An 18,620-nucleotide genomic window follows, 5' to 3' on the forward strand; every position below is an offset into this window, starting at 1 on the left:
AGGAATCGGGAAAAATATTTTACTAGTTCCGTCATTTCGAAAGTAGAACAGCGAAGTGAGAGATCTCTTTAAAAGAACAGACGGGTTGAAAAAATTTAGAATATAACAATGAGATTTAACGATATAAACAAAAAAGAAAATATTCAGGTATTAGGGATACTGGGCCTAGGCGAAGGGCGCAGCCTGATTAGTGCGGCTTTGGAAAGTAAAAAGCTGGCATTAAAAACATTGTGTGATATCAGTGAGGAAGCCTGCAAACAGCGTAGTAAGGAATTCGATTTTGATCATTATACTACCAGGTATGAAGATATGCTGAACGATCCTGACATTAACATTATTGCCATTTACACACCAGATCATCTGCATGCACAACATGTAACACAGGCTTTGCAGCATGGCAAACATGTGGTATGTACCAAGCCCTTTATCGATGATCTGAAAGATGCAAAGGCTTTATTGGATTTGCAGGCGCAAACGGGTAAAAAAGTATTTGTGGGACAGAGCTCTCGCTTTTTTGAACCCGCCAAACGCCAGCGCAGGGATTTTGAAGCGGGCGAGATAGGGGAGTTGATCACTATTGAAAGTAGCTATCATGCCGATCATCGTTGGTTCCTTGAAAAGAAATGGGCTTTGGAAGATGCTTTTAAATGGTTATACGGTGGTTTAAGTCATCCGGTTGATTTTATAAGATGGTATTTACCCGATGTAGAAGAAGTGATGGGATATGGAATGATCAGTGCAAATGGTAAAAAAGCAGGACTGAAGAATGAGGATACCATGCACTTTATTTTTAAGGCAACTGACGGAAGGGTAGCAAGAGTAAGCGGTGTATATACGTCTCCGATTCAGCCGGCATATCGCGAGAGCGGTATGACGACCGTACTACGCGGAACTGAAGGGGCCAGCCAGGCCGATTATCATGAACTGCGGTATGCGATCACTGATAAAACGGGTGAGGAGAAAACGATTACCTGGGGTGACAGTACTTTAAAGCATTATTTCCGTTTTGAAGGACAAAGCCACCACGCCGGTGAATACCAGAATTACCTGGAGTATTTTGTAGATTCTATTGAACAGGGTTTCACAGCCTACCCGGATATGAAGGAAGGAATAGGAACCGTGGCTTTATTGCAGGCAATGGATGAAAGCTTGAAGACAGGCAAACCGGTGTCGGTAAAAGAATTGTTGAAGCGTTACAACCTGGATCAGTAAATGATAGGTGACAACCATAGCACGATGTCGCCCTGAGCCTGATGAAGGATTTTACTAATTATATTCAAGACTTCGGCAAGTTCAGCCTGACAGCATGATTAAGAACACATCACTCATATTTAAAGAAAGTGAACAAAATATACGATAAGATAACAGGGATTGATCTGGCCATTGTGGCAGTCTATTTGATTGCCTTACTGGTAATAGGATACCTGGCTAGTTTTAGTGCCCGCAAGAAAAACGAGACGCTGTTCCTGGCTAATAAGTCTTTGAACTGGTATAATATCGGTTTTAATATGTGGGGCACGAATGTTGGCCCTTCGTCCCTGCTCACTTTTGCCATGATTGGTTTTACTACAGGTATCACCGGCGCTAATGTGGAACTTTACGCATTTTTATTTCTGTTGTTATTGACGATGGTTTTTGCGCCCCGTTATATTGCCAGTAAAGTAGCCACCATGCCAGAGTACATGGGCAAACTTTTCGGGGATAGTACACAGAACATCCTCGCCTGGTACGCATTGGTGAAAATACTGGTAAGCTGGCTCTCCTTAGGGTTATTTAGCGGTGGTGTTTTGGTGAGACAGATCTTGGGGATTCCCATGTGGCAATCAGCGATTGTACTGGTGGCTTTTTCCGGTTTGTTCACTTTTGCAGGTGGTTTAAAGGCGATTGCAAGAGTGAATGTGTTCCAGATGTTATTATTGATTGCGGTTTCGGTCATCATTTCTGTAGTAGGTCTGCAGCATGTCGGTGGATTTTCCGAACTGATGGCTAAAACTCCGAAAGGTTACTGGGAGTTGATCAAACCCGCTTCTGATCCCGATTTTCCCTGGCCTGCTGTATTACTCGGATATCCTGTAGCAGCCGTAGCTTTTTTTGTACAGATCAGGCAATGGTGCAAAGCGTATTGGGTGCAAAAACCTGCAGCAAGGTCAATTAGGTGTTAACCTGATCGGTTGGCTAAAAGTACTGGCATTACCCTTATTCATATTGCCCGGAATTTTATGTTTCGTATTGTTTCCTTCAGCCCAGCCTGATGAAGCCTATATGACCATGGTTACCCAGTTACTGCCTACCGGAGTTATAGGTCTTGTGATCTGTGTATTGATCGCCGTATTGGTAGCTACCATTGGTTCCTCGCTGAATGCGTTGAGCACGGTTTTTACCAATGATATCTATGTAAAAAAATGAACCCCGAAGCCTCGGTAAAAAAACAAATACAGGTGGGACGGATCGTAGTTGTGGCTGGTTGTTTTATTGCTGTGTTAATGGCAATTGCACTTGATAATGTTAAGGGGCAAAGCCTTTTTATATTTTCCAATCGATATTGGGATTCTTAGCGCCTTCTTTATCTGTAGTCTTCCTGTTGGCAGTATTCTGGAAACGGTTGACAAGAACAGCAGTGAACATTACTTTAAGCTGGGGTTCGGTATTTAGTCTTTCGGTAGGATTGGTGTATTTATGGATATTACCGAAAGATGGTAATCCATATTTTACCTGGCCCCATCCTTTTATGATTTCTTTTTACATTTTCGCTATCCTTTTTGTATTGGCTATTATCATATCATTACTAGGCAAAGCGCCAGAACCTAATGCGATAGAAGCAGAGGCGATCCCGCCAACCAGCAGTAAGGTAAAATGGTTATTTGGTTTACTCGGATTGATTATCCTTATTATTTACATCATATTCTAAAAATATAACGGTTACTTTTTATGAATAAAGGTTTACAGAATTTAAAATGCAGCATTCAAAATTTAAAATGGGCAATTTCGTTGATGGTCTTGATGCCTTTTGGGCAAACAGCAATTGCCCAAAAAGCAGAGTGGGTGTGGTATCCGGGCGATTATGAAATATGGTTATCGAACCAGATGCAGAACCGTCGTACAGAACGCGGTGTGTTTTTCCCGGTATTCTGGAAAATAGATAACCATTACCCGCTGATCGATTTTCATAAAGTATTTGAATTGACTGAACCTGAAGAAGTGGAGATCTATGTGCAGGGGCAATACAATATAAAGTTGGATGGTAAGGCTTTTGAAGGCTATCCTAAAAAGATAACCGTGCCGGCTGGAAAGCATAAGATCAATATTAAAGTGTTTAACCAGGCGCAGGTACCGGCCATTTTTGTAAGAGGAAAAAAAGTAGTGAGTGATAATACCTGGCTGGTAACATTTGAAGATAAAGAATGGATTGATGAAACAGGTAAAACCTCTGATGTGTCTACCACCAAATGGATGAATGCGGTGTTTGGGATTTTCAGGATCCAAAACAATTACCATCTGAATTTAAGCTACCTGTAAAACCGGCCGAAGCAGTATCTACAAGCAAGGAAGCCGGGGGAACAGTGATTGACTTTGGAAAAGAAACATTTGGTTATATTAAACTCCATAACCTGAAGGGTAAGGGAAAACTGGCTATCTACTATGGCGAAAGTCGCGAAGAAGCCCTTGATACCGCACATACAGAAACCTATGATAAATTGGCTATTGATCAGGCTGGAGGAGATTATACCGTTGATCTTTCCAAGGCCTTCCGGTTTATAAATATCATTGCAGATGCGGGTATCAGTTTTGATAAAGCTTCCATGTTATATGAGTATGCTGATCTGCAGGATAAGGGGTCTTTTAAATGTAATGATGAAGAGATTAACAAAATTTATGATGTAGCTAAGTACACATTTCATTTAAGCACCAAAGAATTTTTTATAGATGGTATTAAAAGAGATCGTTGGGTATGGAGCGGCGATGCTTATCAAAGCTACCTGATGAATTATTACCTGACGAATGATAATGGCACTGTAAAAAGAACCACGCTGTCTTTGAGGGGAAAAGATCCGGTAACCAGCCACATCAATACCATTATGGATTACACTTTGTACTGGTTCCTGGGGTATACGACTATTACTTGTACAGCGGCGATGCGGCTTTTGTAAAAGATAATTATGATCGTATGAAATCTTTGATGGCATATGTGTTGGGCCGCAGAAATAAAGACGGTTTGCTGGAAGGCCTGCCCGGAGACTGGGTGTTTATCGACTGGGCCGAAGGATTAAGCAAGCAGGGAGCAGTGAGTTTTGAACAACTATTATTCGCCCGCAGCCTGGAGACGATGGCGTTGGTGGCAGAACTGGTACAGGAGAAAGAAGATGCTGGCATGTATGCGAGCCTGGCTAAAGATGTTAAGAAGAAACTATTTGATTTGTACTGGAACGAACAGAAGCAGGCTATTGTGCACAGCTATGTAAATGGCAAACCAACAGATCATGTAACCCGTTACTCCAACATGTTTGCTATATTCTTTGACTACTTAAGCGATGCGCAGAAAAAGAATATCAAGAATACTGTTTTATTAAATAATAGTGTACCGCCTATTACAACGCCCTACATGCGGTTTTATGAAATGGAAGCCTTATGTGCTTTGGGCGAACAGGATTATGTAACCAAAGAAATGAAATCTTACTGGGGTGGTATGCTAAAGCTGGGCGCTACTTCTTTCTGGGAAGAGTATAATCCAAAGAAATCGGGTGCAGAACATTACGCTATGTATGGCCGTAAATATGGCAAAAGCCTTTGTCATGCCTGGGGTGCCAGTCCTTTGTATCTGCTGGGGAAATACTATCTGGGTGTAAAACCAACGGGTGCCGGTTACAGCGCGTATACTATTGAGCCCGCATTAGGTGGTTTAAAATGGATGGAAGGTAAAGTGCCTACACCAGCCGGAAATATTGAACTGTATTGTAGCACAACTAACATAAAGGTTAGTTCGCCGGTTGGTACGGGTAAGCTGGTGTTGAAAAGCAAAAGGGCGCCGTCTTCCAAAGAAGGTAGTTTCATCAATAAGGGTAATAATGTGTATGAGCTGACTTTGGAAAAGGGAAAGAACTATGATATCAAGTACCAGGCGTTGTAGGCGTGAATGGTGAATAGTCAATAATAAAAGGGATATTGAATAAGATCGTCATCTCGAACATAGGGAGAGATCTCTCGAATAAAAAGTGATGAAAAAAATGATACAGATGAAAAAGGAATTTAAATTATTGGTAGCGGGTATAGTTTGCAGCGCTGCTGTAAACGCACAGAACGCATTGGTAAACACTTCGCAAAGCAAATTTGCAAAGTTGTCTGGTGTGGGATTAGGTGATGTGCATTGGACAAAAGGATTTTGGGCTGAGCGTTTTGATGTATTAAAGAATTCAATGGTGCCTACTTTATGGCGTACCTATACCAGCGATACCATTTGTTATTCTTTCCAGAATTTCAAAGTGGCCGCTGGTTTACAGGATGGTCGTTTCAGAGGCCCTTCCTTTCATGATGGTGATTTCTATAAAACACTGGAAGCAGTGGCCTCATTATATGCTTCTACCAAAGACCCGAAACTGAATGGTTGGATGGAAGACGCTATTACAGTAATCGGCAAAGCTCAGAGAGCTGATGGATATATCTATACCAAAAACATCATTGAACAAAAGAAAACCGGCGAGCAAAAAATGTTCGATGATAAGCTAAGCTTTGAAGCTTATAATTTTGGTCACCTGATGACAGCCGGATGTGTACATTACAGGGCTACCGGTAAAAGTAACCTGCTGGATATAGCAAAAAAGCATCAGACTTCCTGATCGTCTTTTATAATAAAGCTACGCCCGAGCAGGCACGCAATGCCATCTGCCCTTCTCACTATATGGGCTTGGCGGAAATGTATCGTACCACCAAAAAAAAAATACCTCGATCTGCTGAATAAACTGATCGATATAAGAGGTACTGTTGAAGGTACAGATGACAACAGTGACCGTGCTCCCTTCAGGGATATGAAAAGAATTGTGGGACACGCGGTGAGAGCCAATTACCTGATGGCTGGAGTAGCAGACCTGTATGCTGAACAAGGCGATAAAACTTTATTGAATACCCTGGATACTTTATGGAATAATGTGATCCATACTAAAATGTATGTAACGGGCGCTTGTGGCGCTTTATACGATGGTGTTTCGGTGGATGGAACTTCCTATATTCCTGATACCGTTCAAAAAGTGCATCAGTCTTATGGACGGGATTATCAACTGCCTAATTTCAGCGCGCACAATGAAACCTGCGCCAATATCGGGAATGTGTTGTGGAATTATCGCATGTTTCTTTTAACAGGAGAAGAAAAGTATTTTGATATTGTGGAGCTGGCTCTCTACAATAGTGTATTAAGTGGCATCAGCATGGATGGTACCAGGTTCTTTTATACAAACCCATTAGCGCATACGGTAAACTACCCTTATCATCTGCGTTGGGAGGGTGGCCGTGTACCTTACATCAGCAAGTCAAATTGTTGTCCTCCGAATGTCGTGCGCACCATCGCTCAGATCAGCAATTACATGTACAGTACGGGTAAAGATGGTTTGTATATAAATATGTATGGGGGCAATAACCTTCAAACCGTATTAAACGATGGTAGTAAGATCGCTTTACAACAAACCAGTAATTATCCCTGGGATGGGGCTGTGTCATTGGCAATAACTGAAGCTCCCGCCAAGCCATTGCCGGTTCATCTGCGTATTCCCGGTTGGTGTAACAAAGCTTCGGTTAAAGTAAATGGCAAGCTTGTTAATGCGAACCTTACAGGTGGACGATATTTTACCTTAAACCAGGCATGGAAAAAGGGAGATAAAATCGAACTGGTGCTGGATATGCCAGCTACTCTGATCGAATCTAATCCGATGGTAGAAGAAACCCGTAACCAGGTAGCAGTGAAAAGAGGTCCGGTAGTGTATTGTATAGAATCAACGGATATCCCTGCTCAGAAAGTTTTCAATATAGCGATACCATCCAATATACAACTGAAACCAGTACCTACCACTATAGCCAATGGTAACATGATGGCACTTACGGGTGAAGCCAGGCTTTTAAATAATGGCGACTGGACAAGGAACCTGTATAAGGAAGTCAGCAAAAAACAAACACCGGTAAATGTTAAGTTAATACCTTACTATGCCTGGGCCAACCGCGGTGAAACCGATATGAGCGTTTGGATGCCATTAGTAAGATAAAAGTTTCAAAATGAGAATGCTGACCATCATTTGTTTATTAATAGTAGCTTCGACCACTGTTGATGGTCAGACACCTTTAAATGGCAGGCCTTACAAAAGGCTGGAGCCCGGAAATAAAGCTCCTTTTAATTATCGTATGATTGTGGACCTTCCATATGTTATTGATTTCTCGGTAGACAGTAATCAACAAACGGATGTTGGAAAGCGATATGACAGCATTTTAGCTGAAGATCCAAAACTAGATAGGAATTTTGATTTTAGGTTTCAATTAAAACAGTATCATCTCCAGGCGAATTTCGATAATGTGTTTGTACTGACCTTAAAGGACAACAAATGGAAGGCGCAATATTTTACTATGGATGTTAAACCGACAGCTGATAACGAAAGCCTCAATATTAAATTTATCGAACAATTGGAAATAGAACAATCCGGAGTAGATCAATTGTGGGAGCTGCTGGTTCAAAACAACCTGTTGAACTTACCCAGTCAGCTCAACATTAGGGAGAAAATGGTAGAGTATGTCATCGACAACACTGATTTTCAGATTAGCCAGAAAAGTATGTATATAGGAGACGGTGTTTTATACGAATTTGATCTTCAAAAATATGGAAAACAAAGGCATTATCAGTATGGAGAACCTTTTACGTATTTTAAAAAATATCTGCATATCAAAGAGTTAGCATATGCTGTAGTAAATATTTCATTGGTGCGAAAATTTTTAAAATAGCCGATGAGGTCATATTAAATTAAATAAACAAGATGGAAAGAATTTTTGGAACCTACTATATAGAAACGCCTTATGATCCTGAAAAAGCAGCGGCCGTATTGGCTGGGGAGCAATCTTCCGGAACTTTTGTTGCAGTGCCGGGAGAAACAGAAGAGCTGAAGGAGCGATTTGCGGCAAGGGTAGAGCAGGTGGAACTGTTGGAGACTGTTGATCTTTCGGCCATTCCCGGTGCTGTTAGTGATACCGGTAAGTACCATAGAGCGAAAGTTAAAGTGTCCTGGAGTATTGAAAACTTCGGCCACAACCTGCCTGTAATGGTGTCCACTTTGCAGGGTAACCTGTATGAAATTACACAGTTTACCGGGTTGAAATTAATGGACATAGAATTGCCCCCTTCTTTTGGCCAACAGTTCAAAGGACCGGAGTTTGGGATAGCAGGTTGCAGGCAACTAACCGGCGTAGTAGAGCGGCCGTTGATCGGTACCATCATCAAGCCCTCTATTGGCCTTACTGTTGAGGATACGGCTGCTATGGTTCAAACACTGGCAGAAGCCGGAATAGATTTTATAAAAGATGATGAACTCTTATCTTCCTCAGCTAATTCCCGTTTTGAGGACAGGGTTGCCGGTATCATGGAGGTGATTAATAACCATGCTGACAAAACAGGTAAAAAAATAATGTATGCTTTTAACCTGAGCGGCGAGATTGATGAAATGTTATCGCGCTATGAAACAATCGTTCTACATGGCGGTACATGTGCAATGATCAGTATTAATAGTGTGGGCTTAAGCGCTGTTAAAAAATATGCGACCAACGCCAGTTGGCTATACATGCGCACAGAAATGGATGGGGCATGCTTACAAGGCATCCTTTGCTGGGCATCGATTTCAGGGCGTATCAAAAAATATGGAGATTAGCAGGCGTGGATCAACTGCATGTAAATGGAATAAAGAATAAATTCTGGGAAACAGATGATAGTGTGGTGAATTCGATTGAAGCCTGTTTAACGCCCTTATTCGATCACAATAATGTTATCCCGGTTGTTTCGTCGGGCCAATGGGGAGGACAAGCTTTTGAGACCTGGAAGCGTACACAAACCCAGGATTTATTGTATATGGCCGGTGGAGGTATTATGGCTCATCCGATGGGACCCGCTGCCGGCGTAATTGCGTTGCAACAGGCCTGGACGGCTGCTGTGGAAGGACTGACATTGGAAGAAGCTGCCACTGCCTACCCTGAATTTGCAAAGAGTGTAGAGAAATTTGGTAAAAAATAATATGTCGGTTCTATCTCAAATACAATTGGCTTTTTATGGGGATGACTTCACAGGCTCTACCGATGCACTGGAATTTGCCTGCAGAGCAGGTGCAAGGGCTGTATTATTTATAGAGCCACCTGACGCTTCTGTATTGGCCAGGTTCCCTGGTATCGATGTAATTGGAGTAGCTGGTAAAACAAGATCGCTGGATCCTGCTGAAATGGAGGAAGTATTAACCGAAGCTTTTGGAAAATTAAAAGACTTCCATCCAAGGCATATACATTATAAAGTATGTTCCACATTTGATTCTTCGCCTTCCGTTGGAAGTATTGGTCGCGTAATGGATGTTGGAAGCCAGGTTTTTTCAAGCCCGTTAATACCGGTTTTAGGTGGAACACCCTCTTTAGGCCGGTATTGCGTATTTGGAAACCTGTTTGCAAGAATGGGTATTGGCAGTAACGGTGCTATCTATCGCTTAGACCGGCATCCGTCCATGACGAAACATCCTGTTACACCGGCTGATGAGAGCGACCTTCGTTTACATATACAAAAGCAAACCATCAAACGGCTGGCACTGATCGATATGGTTCAAATGCAAAAGCCGGTAACAGAATGGCATCATGCAATACAAGGAGAAGAAGCTGTATTAATTGATGCTGCTGAGGAGCAGCAGTTGGGAAAAATAGGTGAATGGCTGGATGCACAGGTTATTGATAACACACCTCTGTTTTCGATAGGGTCTTCAGCGGTCGAAGTGGCTTTAGGTACCGTATGGAATAAAAGAGAGAACATAGAGTCTGCTCAAAAATGGTCTGAGCCGGGAAAGGCAACACCCTTATTGGTGGTTTCAGGAAGCTGTTCACCCGTAACCGCCGTCCAGATCAATTGGGCCATAGAAAATGGATTTGAAGCGATTGTATTAGATGCCGCAACCGTTTGTAATGATGGGGTTTCTGCGTCAATCCAAGAAAAAATAAATGATATATTGAAGAGCAGGAAAAATGTACTGGTGCATACCGGATCAAAAGATGGAGCTAACCTGTCCTCGCAAAAATTAGGAACTGCCTTAGGTAGAATGGCGAGGGAGGCCGTAGAAGAATCTAAGATTAAGCGGGTAGTCATTGCTGGCGGCGATACCAGCAGCTATGCTGCAAGAGCTATGCAAATTGAAGCTGTGGAAATGATTGCACCATTGGTGGCAGGAGCGCCTTTATGCAAAGCCTATTCAGTCAACCCGGCTATAAACGGACTTGAAGTAAACTTTAAAGGCGGACAAGTAGGTGCGGCTGACTATTTTGGTGTGTTGAGAGACGGAAGAATGATGAATAATGAATAGTCAATTGTGAATGGTGAATCTTGGCATTTGAGCCAGCTACTAGCCACTCGTCAAAAAATAAAAATATGGAAAAGAATAAGAACACCTCTACTGGAGCTGGGGGTAAAACATTAGGATTAGTTCATACGTCGGCTACACTGGTACCCGTGTTTGATGAATTATGTAAGAAATATTTGCCAGGTGTAAAAGTGTTTAATATTGTAGATGATAGTCTCATTAAAAATACTATAGCCTGCGGCGAATTAACACCACAAACTTCCAAGCGCGTGGTAAACTATGCAAATTCCGCAGAAGAGGCCGGCGCTGACTATATCATGTTTACCTGCTCTTCTATTGGTGCCGCAGTTGAAACAGCGGCAACCTTAGCCGGAGTTCCTGTGTTACGTGTAGATCAGCCAATGGCAGACAAAGCGGTTGCTTCCGGAAAGAGAATAGGTGTAGTGGCTACCTTATCTACAACATTAGAACCCACAAGCGACCTGGTAAGACGGCGGGCTATAGTTGCCGGTAAAAACATAGAGCTCGTATCCCGGCTTTGCGAAGGTGCTTTTGAAGCATTAATGGGCGGCGACGCGCAAAAGCATGACGATATCGTGGGAGCTGCGTTAAAACAACTGGCTCAGGAAGTAGATGTCATTCTTTTGGCCCAGGCCTCTATGGCTCGTGTGGTGGGTAGCTTATCTGAAGAAGATAGGAAAGTACCGATATTGGCCAGCCCGCCTTTGGCTATGGAGTATTTAGCAGAAGTATTAAAATAAACCAAACGATTGCTGCCATGATTAAATTATATCGAATCGGTTTATGGATTTTCATTGTTGCTGCTGCCGGGCTACTTATTGCCTTGTTGCTACAGCAAACAGACCTTAGCAAAATACTCTCGGTAATTGCTGCGGTTTCATTGGCATTAGGCCTGGGCTCGGTGCCAGGGCTCAAAGGCTATCAATACACAGCCTGGATCATTGCCGCGGTGGTGGCCGGGATGGTTTATCCGCAAGCTTTTATGCACTGGGGACCGGTGAACCTGAGAGATAAGACCCTAATATTGGTCATTATACAATTGGTGATGTTTGGAATGGGCACACATATGAGCCTGAGAGATTTTAAAGGCTTGGCAAGTACAGGCAAAGGTGTGGCAGTAGGGCTATTATGCCACTTTTCGGTAATGCCTTTAATGGGTTTACTCCTTACTAAAGTCTTTCATTTTGAACCGGAGATTGCTGCAGGTATCATATTGATTGGTAGCTGTAGCAGCGGCCTGGCTTCCAATGTAATGGTATACCTGGCAAGAGCCAACCTGGTGTTGTCGGTAATTGTAACAGCTATGGCCACATTGGCAGCGCCTTTTTTAACACCGTTATTGATGAAAACTTTCGCTGGCACATTAATAGAAGTGAAGTTCGTGGATATGATGATCGAGATCATTAAGATCGTTATCGTACCGATCGGTGCGGCTTTATTGCACGATTATCTGAAAGGTGCCGGTAAAGCAAGAGCTAAGGGCATCGCTGTATTTTCTGTTATTGGTGCGTTGTATGCGCTGGCAGTTTTATTTTGGATATATCCGGTTGTAGCAGCGGGCGGTGCATCACATGCGGTTTTGCAATCTCTGGAATTATCAGGTTTCCTGGCGGGTGCAGTTGTGGCGGGCACATTATATCACCAGCTGTATAAAGCCTATCCGAAAATAGATCAACTAATGCCTTTCATCTCGATGTTTGGTATTATCTACTTCACTACTGTTACAACAGCGGCGGGTAGAGACAACCTGATGAAAGTTGGGTTCTTATTATTCATTGCCTCAGTCATCCATAATGCAGCGGGTTATTTCTTCGGCTATTGGTTGAGTCGGTTCTTCGGATTGGACAAAAATTCCAGTCGTACTGTAGCCTTTGAGGTTGGATTACAAAACGGAGGTATGGCTAGCGGTTTGGCCGGATCGATGGGTAAACTGGGTACCGTAGGACTTGCAGCTGCCGTGTTTAGTCCGTGGATGAATATCAGCGGTAGTATACTGGCTAATTACTGGAGGAAGAGACCTGTTGAGCCTTCGAAGGAAAAAGAGGCAGGGGGATTGTAGTGCTTAATGTGGAGAAGTTAACCGTAGAGAAATAAGTGCTCAGAGGATTACGCGGAGTTTAAATGCCCAATTCAAAGAGACCTAATGGGTAATAGGATGTTAATAAAACGCTCTGCGTAATCTCTTTTCTCTTGTTCTCTGCGGTGAATAAACGACATCAGGGATAAATGAGCAGAATTAAATATAGAATAGTATAGAAGTAAATAGGCATGACTCAAAAGATTTCATTAAAAGTGTACCGTAGTTTTTTTATAAGTATAATAAGCGCTTTGGCCATTTCGAAAGCTGAAGCACAATTAGTTGATAAGACGCCGGCTGCTGTTCCCAGCGCGCCGGCCATCTATCAAACAGAACCCTATGAAGACCCGTTAGTGAGCGGCATCAATCGCGATTTGTCGAGGGCCACTGCTTATTCATTTAGTAGTGTTGCCGATGCATTAAAAGGCGATCGCGAAAAAAGCGGCCGCTATATTTCTTTAAACGGCAACTGGGATTTTAGCTTTGCTTTAAAACCCGGCGACGAGCCGAAAGATTTTTACAAACAGAAAGTATCCGGTTGGAAACAAATACCGGTACCATCGAGTTGGGAAATGCAAGGCTATGATAAGCCTATTTATAAAAGTGCGGTGTATCCATTCCGCCCGGTAAATCCACCCTTGGTACCTAAAGATTATAATGGCGTAGGCTGCTACCAGCGCTCTTTTACAGTTCCGGCAGACTGGCGTGATAAAAACATAACGCTTCATTTTGGCGGTGTAAGTTCAGCTTACAAAGTATGGGTAAATGGAAAATTTCTGGGTTATGCTGAAGATAGTTTCCTTCCTTCTGAATTTAATATCACACCTTATTTGAAAGATGGAGAGAACATTGTTTCAGTTTGGGTGATCCGTTGGAGCGATGGCAGTTTCCTCGAAGACCAGGATCAATGGCGTTTAAGCGGCATCCACCGGGAAGTTTTTTTAATGGCAGAACCCAAACTACGTATCGCCGATTTTTTCTACCAAGCAAAACTGGATAAAGAGTACAAGGATGCTGTTTTAAGTATCCGCCCGAGATTGGAGAATCTTACCGGTAAAGAAGTACCTGGCTACAAAGTGAAAGCACAGCTATTTGATGCGGCAAATAAATCAATTTTAAAAGAAGATCTGAGTATTAGCGCTAATGCGATCATTAATGAAATTCATCCGCGTTTAGATCGGGTGAAATTTGGTTTGTTAGAAGCTAAAATTACAGATCCCTTAAAATGGAGCACGGAAACCCCACATTTATATACATTGGTATTAAGCCTGGAAGATAGTACCGGCAAAGTATGGGAAGCTAAAAGTTGTAAGCTGGGCTTTCGCAGTATTGAGTTCAGGCAGTCAGACAGCAAATTACTGATCAATGGGAAAGAGACCTACCTCTACGGAGTTAATCGCCCGGACCATCATCCTACAAGAGGAAAGGCTTTAACCCGGGAAGATATCTTACAGGATATTACCACCATCAAGCAATTTAATTTTAATACCGTACGGTTAAGCCATTACCCGTCAGATCCCTATCTTTTGGATCTTTGCGATCAGTATGGGATTATGGTCATCGATGAGGCCAATCATGAAACACATGGATTAGGAGGAAGTTGGATCATGATTCCCGCTGGACAGCCGCCTATGTAGAACGCGTGGCGCGTATGGCTTTACGCGATAAAAACCACCCTTCTATTATTATGTGGAGCCTGGGCAATGAGGCAGGTAGCGGACCTAATCATGCAGCAATGGCGGGATGGATCAAAGATTTTGATATGACCCGCCCGTTGCATTATGAGCCCGCCATGGGAAGCCCAAAAGAAGAGGGCTATATCGACCCGTCCGATCCGCGTTATTTGAAGTCTAATGATCACTCACATCGCATACAGAATCCGAAGGACCAGTATTATATTGATGTGATCAGTCGTATGTACCCGGCATTATATACAGCGCCATTACTGGTGAATCAGAAGAACGGAGATCATCGGCCCATATTTTTTGTGAGTATGCACATGCAATGGGCAATAGCGCCGGTAATATTAAAGATTTCTGGGACCAGTGGCGGAGTCTGCCGCGGGTTATTGGTGGCGCTATCTGGGAGTTTAAAGACCAGGGACTGGTGAAATATGATTCTGCAACAGGTAAACCCTACTATGCTTATGGTGGTGATTTTGGAGAAAGATACTTTGATAATTTTACGATTAAAGGTGTTGTGGCTGCAGATGGCAGACCCAAAGCTGCTATGTATGAGTGCAAACGTGTTTTTCAACCGATACAAGCTGAGTGGTCGGATAGTAGTAAGGCCATCATTAAAATAATTAATCGCAGTCCGGTATTATCCTCTGCTTATTATAACGGCTGGCTATCTATCAGGGAAAATGGAAAACTGATCTCGCGTAAACCCCTGGAAATACCAGCTATAGAAGCCGGAACTTCAATTGAGTGGAACCTGGCCAAATACCTTCCAAAGTTTAAAAGTGGCGCGGAGTACCACGCGGATATCGAATTTACTACAAAGGAAGACAAACCCTGGGCGGCTAGGGGCTTTGTGATTGCAAGTAATCAATTGTCATTAACTCCTCTAGTAAAACATGTATCCTTAAACGCCTCAGTGGCTTTTGTTGAGAAAGATCAGCAATTGGTAGCCCAGGCTGGAAATGTCACTGTGAGTATTGATAAATTAAGTGGCGCTTTAACATCTTATAAAAAAGGCAATATCGAATTGATGGGTCAGGCCTTGTTACCTCATTTTACCAGACCGCAAACGGATAACGACCGTAAAGGCTGGAAAACGCATAGAGTGTTAAAACAATGGTATGACAACCAGCCTCAATTAAAATCGGTTGCAGCAGCTGAAGCAGGCGGTCTAAAAGGTGTACAAAGTACTTACACTATGGTTAATGACAGTGTGGAACTAAAAGTGTTTTATACAGTAGATAAAGAAGGTACAGTAAAAGTCGATTATCAATTAAAAGCGAAACCCGGGTTGCCCAATATTCCAAAGGTAGGCATGCAAACCGGTGTGAATAAAGCATTTACTCAAATTCAATATTTTGGCCGGGGACCGCTGGAGAATTATATCGACCGGAATTATGGATTTAATGCGGGTGTCTTTGATGCTGATATTTATGATTTTATGGAGCCCTATGTAGTACCGCAGGAAAATGGCAATCGCACTGATGTTCGATGGATGAACTTGTATAAGAAAGGTACAAAAGACGGTATAAGCATTGTTGCAGACAGTTTATTAAGCATGAGCGCCTGGCCTTACTCGGAAAAGAACATAATAGAAGCGAAACATACCAATAAGTTATACCCTGCAGACCATATCACTTTAAATATCGACCTGATACAAATGGGTGTGGGCGGAAATGATAGCTGGAGTGAAGTGGCCGCTCCATTGGAACAATACCAGCTTAAGGCAGGGCAATATCGTTATAGTTTTTACATTCGGCCGCTTTAAATAGCGTTATTTTTGCCTTCAGTTTATAATGTGGCTAAACGATTGGGATGCCATGCTTGTCAAATAAAATTCGGGAATGGTTAGATTTACAAAGATCATAGGTTTTGCGATTGCTTTTTCTTAATTAGTTGGACCGCGGGCGCTCAAACAAAAACGGGCGGCTCCCTGGAAGATGTTTTTAAAAATCCACCTGAGTCTGCCCGGCCCTGGGTACTTTGGTATTGGATGCATGGCGCTGTTTCAAAGGAAGGAATTACAGCAGACCTGGAAGGAATACAAAAGAATGGCATTGGCGGCGTATACCTGGCTTGCATTTATGATACAGTTGCCCGTATACCTTTCGATAAACCCGCCAGGCAATTAAGTCCTGAATGGTGGGGCATGGTTAATCATGCAATGAAAGAATGTAAAAGACTGGGACTGAAAATGGCCTTTCATGTAAGTGATGGTTTTGCCTTGGCCGGCGGGCCGTGGATCAAGCCCGAACAGTCTATGCAAAAACTGGTATGGACCAAAACCTATATAAAAGCGTCTGACGAAGCCGGGATACAATTAGAGCAACCCGAAACGAAAGAAGGTTTTTACAAGGATGTTGCAGTGTATGCTTACCCGGCCAATTCATCCAATGCTTTTAGTGAAACGGTAACCATCCCCTCGGTAACTACCAGTACCGGTGAAAAAGCGCCCTACCTTGCTTTCCCTGGCGATGATAGCAAAACATTCAGAAGTGATAGCTCCTGCTGGATCCAGTATAAGTATCCAAAAGCATTTACACTGCGTTCTTTGACTACGCATACAGGGGCCCGCCAATACCAGGCTCAAAGGTTGGTGGTCCAATCCAGCAATGATGGCATTGTTTTCAATACGGTAATTAAACTAACGCCTCCACGGCATGGCTGGCAAAATGATGACGAAGATAATACCTTCTCCATTCCGCCGACCACTGCAAAGTATTTCCGTTTTGTATTTGATAAAGATGCTACCGAAGCCGGATCGGAAGACCTGGATGCCGCCAAATGGAAGCCTACCTTAAAGGTGATGGGTATTTATCTGAGCGATGAGCCCGTGATCAACCAGTACCAGGCAAAAAATGCCAGCGTATGGCGGGTGGCCGAAAATACAACCGATCAGATGGTTCCTTCGGCTGATGCAGTTCCTTTTAAAAACATCATCAACCTCTCCCATAAAATGGATAAAGAAGGTAACCTGAAGTGGAAGCCAGCCTCCGGAGAGTGGGTAATTGTGCGTATGGGTCATACTTCAACGGGGCATACGAATGCTACAGGGGGTGCCGCCAAAGGACTTGAATGTGATAAGTTTGACCCGGCTGCGATAAAACTTCAGTTTGACAGCTGGTACGGCAAAGCCTTTGAGAAAACTGATCCGGGACTGGCTAAAGAAGTATTAAAGATCTTTTACATTGATAGCTGGGAAGCCGGCAGCCAGAACTGGAATAAGACTTTTGCGGCTGAGTTCAAAAAAAGGAGAGGGTATGACCTGATGCCTTACCTGCTGGTGATGACAGGTACGCCCATTAATGATGCTGCTACTTCGGAAAAGATATTACACGATGTACGCGAAACCCTTGCAGAATTAGTGAATGATGTTTTTTATGTAACGCTTCGTAAGCTGGCAGATCAGAAAAGTTTGAGCTTTACCGCTGAAAATGTAGCTCCTACTATGGTGAGCGATGGACTGTTGCATTTTAAAACCGTGGACTTTCCCACCGGTGAATTCTGGCTGAAAAGTCCCACACATGATAAACCCAATGATATGTTCGATGCCATTAGTGCCGCACATATTTATGGAAAGAATATTGTACAGGCTGAGTCATATACCAACCTCCGGATGGAATGGAATGAACATCCGGGTAATATAAAAGTAGTAGGAGATCGCAATTTTGCCATGGGTATGAACAAACCTATTGTACATGTAATGACACATAATCCCTGGATCGATCGTAAGCCGGGGATGACCCTGGGTAGCATTGGTTTATTTTATCAGAGAGATCAAACCTGGTTTAGCCAAAGTAAAGCCTGGGTAGAATATATGGCGCGGGTATCTGCTTTATTGCAACAGGGAAAACCAGCAGCTGATGTAGCCGTATTTATTGGAGAGGAAGTGCCAAGACGTTCTATATTACCCGATCGTTTGGTTGGTACGTTGCCAGGGATATTTGGGAAAGAAAGAGTAGCTTCCGAAAAGTTAAGACTAGAAAATAAAGGGCAGCCTCAAAGAGTAATACCTGTTGGGGTAGGGCACTCTGCTAATATGGCAGATCCGGAAGATTGGACGGATGCCTTGAGGGGGTACAAATACGATTGTTTTAACAGGGATGTGCTGCTGAACGCTAAAGTAGCTAATGGTGAAGTAGTTTTTCCTTCAGGAGCCAGCTATAAAATATTGGTATTCCCCGGCAAAATACTGATGAATCCCAATAGCAACCTGATGTCGGCGGAAGTTGCAAAAAGATCCTGGATTTAAAGCAAGCTGGCGCTACCATCATTATT

At 43.0% G+C, this 18,620-nt stretch carries 15 protein-coding genes and 3 pseudogenes; all 18 read left to right on the forward strand.

All coding sequences use genetic code 11. The annotated features are described in order from the left end of the window. Positions 1–108: 108 nt before the first annotated feature. The 18 genes and pseudogenes from MKP07_RS26995 (at position 109) to MKP07_RS27065 (ending at position 18,594) form a co-directional block, all read left to right on the forward strand. Positions 109–1,212 (forward strand): Gfo/Idh/MocA family protein, encoded by a 1,104-nt coding sequence (locus MKP07_RS26995; protein ID WP_240850348.1) that lies wholly within the window; start codon positions 109–111, stop codon positions 1,210–1,212. Between the two features lie 128 nt (positions 1,213–1,340). Continuing rightward, positions 1,341–2,162: a sodium:solute symporter family transporter gene (locus tag MKP07_RS27000; RefSeq protein ID WP_240850349.1), complete on the forward strand. Its 822-nt coding sequence runs from the start codon at positions 1,341–1,343 to the stop codon at positions 2,160–2,162. A gap of 67 nt (positions 2,163–2,229) precedes the next feature. After that, positions 2,230–2,406, forward strand: coding sequence for a sodium:solute symporter family transporter (locus tag MKP07_RS27005; RefSeq protein ID WP_240850350.1), 177 nt, complete (start codon positions 2,230–2,232; stop codon positions 2,404–2,406). A gap of 211 nt (positions 2,407–2,617) precedes the next feature. Beyond that, positions 2,618–2,908 (forward strand): hypothetical protein, encoded by a 291-nt coding sequence (locus tag MKP07_RS27010; RefSeq protein ID WP_240850351.1) that lies wholly within the window; start codon positions 2,618–2,620, stop codon positions 2,906–2,908. A gap of 176 nt (positions 2,909–3,084) precedes the next feature. Continuing rightward, positions 3,085–3,704, forward strand: a pseudogene (locus MKP07_RS27015) (alpha-rhamnosidase); the annotation flags it as partial. A gap of 96 nt (positions 3,705–3,800) precedes the next feature. Then, a complete protein-coding gene (locus MKP07_RS43040) occupies positions 3,801–4,148 on the forward strand; it encodes an alpha-L-rhamnosidase-related protein (RefSeq protein WP_394803707.1) in 348 nt (115 codons plus the stop codon). Further along, positions 4,121–5,125: an alpha-L-rhamnosidase-related protein gene (locus MKP07_RS27020; protein ID WP_262919508.1), complete on the forward strand. Its 1,005-nt coding sequence runs from the start codon at positions 4,121–4,123 to the stop codon at positions 5,123–5,125. Before MKP07_RS43040 ends, MKP07_RS27020 begins: the two co-directional genes overlap by 28 nt. A 106-nt stretch (positions 5,126–5,231) precedes the next feature. Beyond that, positions 5,232–6,554: pseudogene (locus MKP07_RS27025) on the forward strand (glycoside hydrolase family 127 protein); the annotation flags it as partial. Between the two features lie 54 nt (positions 6,555–6,608). Then, positions 6,609–7,244, forward strand: a complete 636-nt coding sequence (locus tag MKP07_RS43045) for a hypothetical protein (RefSeq protein WP_394803708.1) — start codon at positions 6,609–6,611, stop codon at positions 7,242–7,244. Positions 7,245–7,254: 10 nt separating this feature from the next. Further along, positions 7,255–7,971 (forward strand): hypothetical protein, encoded by a 717-nt coding sequence (locus tag MKP07_RS27030; protein WP_240850353.1) that lies wholly within the window; start codon positions 7,255–7,257, stop codon positions 7,969–7,971. A gap of 32 nt (positions 7,972–8,003) precedes the next feature. Next, positions 8,004–9,247: pseudogene (locus MKP07_RS27035) on the forward strand (ribulose-bisphosphate carboxylase large subunit family protein). A gap of 1 nt (position 9,248) precedes the next feature. After that, on the forward strand, positions 9,249–10,565 hold the full coding sequence (locus MKP07_RS27040; RefSeq protein WP_240850354.1) for a four-carbon acid sugar kinase family protein: 1,317 nt from the start codon (positions 9,249–9,251) through the stop codon (positions 10,563–10,565). Positions 10,566–10,630: 65 nt separating this feature from the next. Further along, the gene (locus tag MKP07_RS27045) at positions 10,631–11,323 is read left to right on the forward strand and encodes an aspartate/glutamate racemase family protein (RefSeq protein ID WP_240850355.1); all 693 of its coding nucleotides are present in this window, start codon (positions 10,631–10,633) and stop codon (positions 11,321–11,323) included. Between the two features lie 17 nt (positions 11,324–11,340). After that, a complete protein-coding gene (locus tag MKP07_RS27050) occupies positions 11,341–12,642 on the forward strand; it encodes a bile acid:sodium symporter family protein (RefSeq protein WP_240850356.1) in 1,302 nt (433 codons plus the stop codon). A gap of 269 nt (positions 12,643–12,911) precedes the next feature. After that, complete coding sequence (locus tag MKP07_RS27055; protein WP_262919509.1) at positions 12,912–14,297, forward strand: sugar-binding domain-containing protein; 1,386 nt, start codon at positions 12,912–12,914, stop codon at positions 14,295–14,297. Beyond that, positions 14,261–14,770 (forward strand): glycoside hydrolase family 2 TIM barrel-domain containing protein, encoded by a 510-nt coding sequence (locus MKP07_RS39770; RefSeq protein WP_262919510.1) that lies wholly within the window; start codon positions 14,261–14,263, stop codon positions 14,768–14,770. The genes MKP07_RS27055 and MKP07_RS39770 overlap by 37 nt, the downstream gene beginning before the upstream one ends. Continuing rightward, positions 14,665–16,110, forward strand: a complete 1,446-nt coding sequence (locus MKP07_RS27060; protein WP_240850357.1) for a beta-galactosidase small subunit-related protein — start codon at positions 14,665–14,667, stop codon at positions 16,108–16,110. The genes MKP07_RS39770 and MKP07_RS27060 overlap by 106 nt, the downstream gene beginning before the upstream one ends. A 225-nt stretch (positions 16,111–16,335) precedes the next feature. Then, entirely contained in the window at positions 16,336–18,594 is a 2,259-nt protein-coding gene (locus MKP07_RS27065) for a glycosyl hydrolase (protein WP_240850358.1), read from the forward strand. Positions 18,595–18,620 lie beyond the last annotated feature (26 nt).

The sequence above is a fragment of the Paraniabella hibiscisoli genome, from assembly GCF_022512515.1.
Classification (GTDB): Bacteria; Bacteroidota; Bacteroidia; order Chitinophagales; family Chitinophagaceae; genus Niabella; species Niabella hibiscisoli.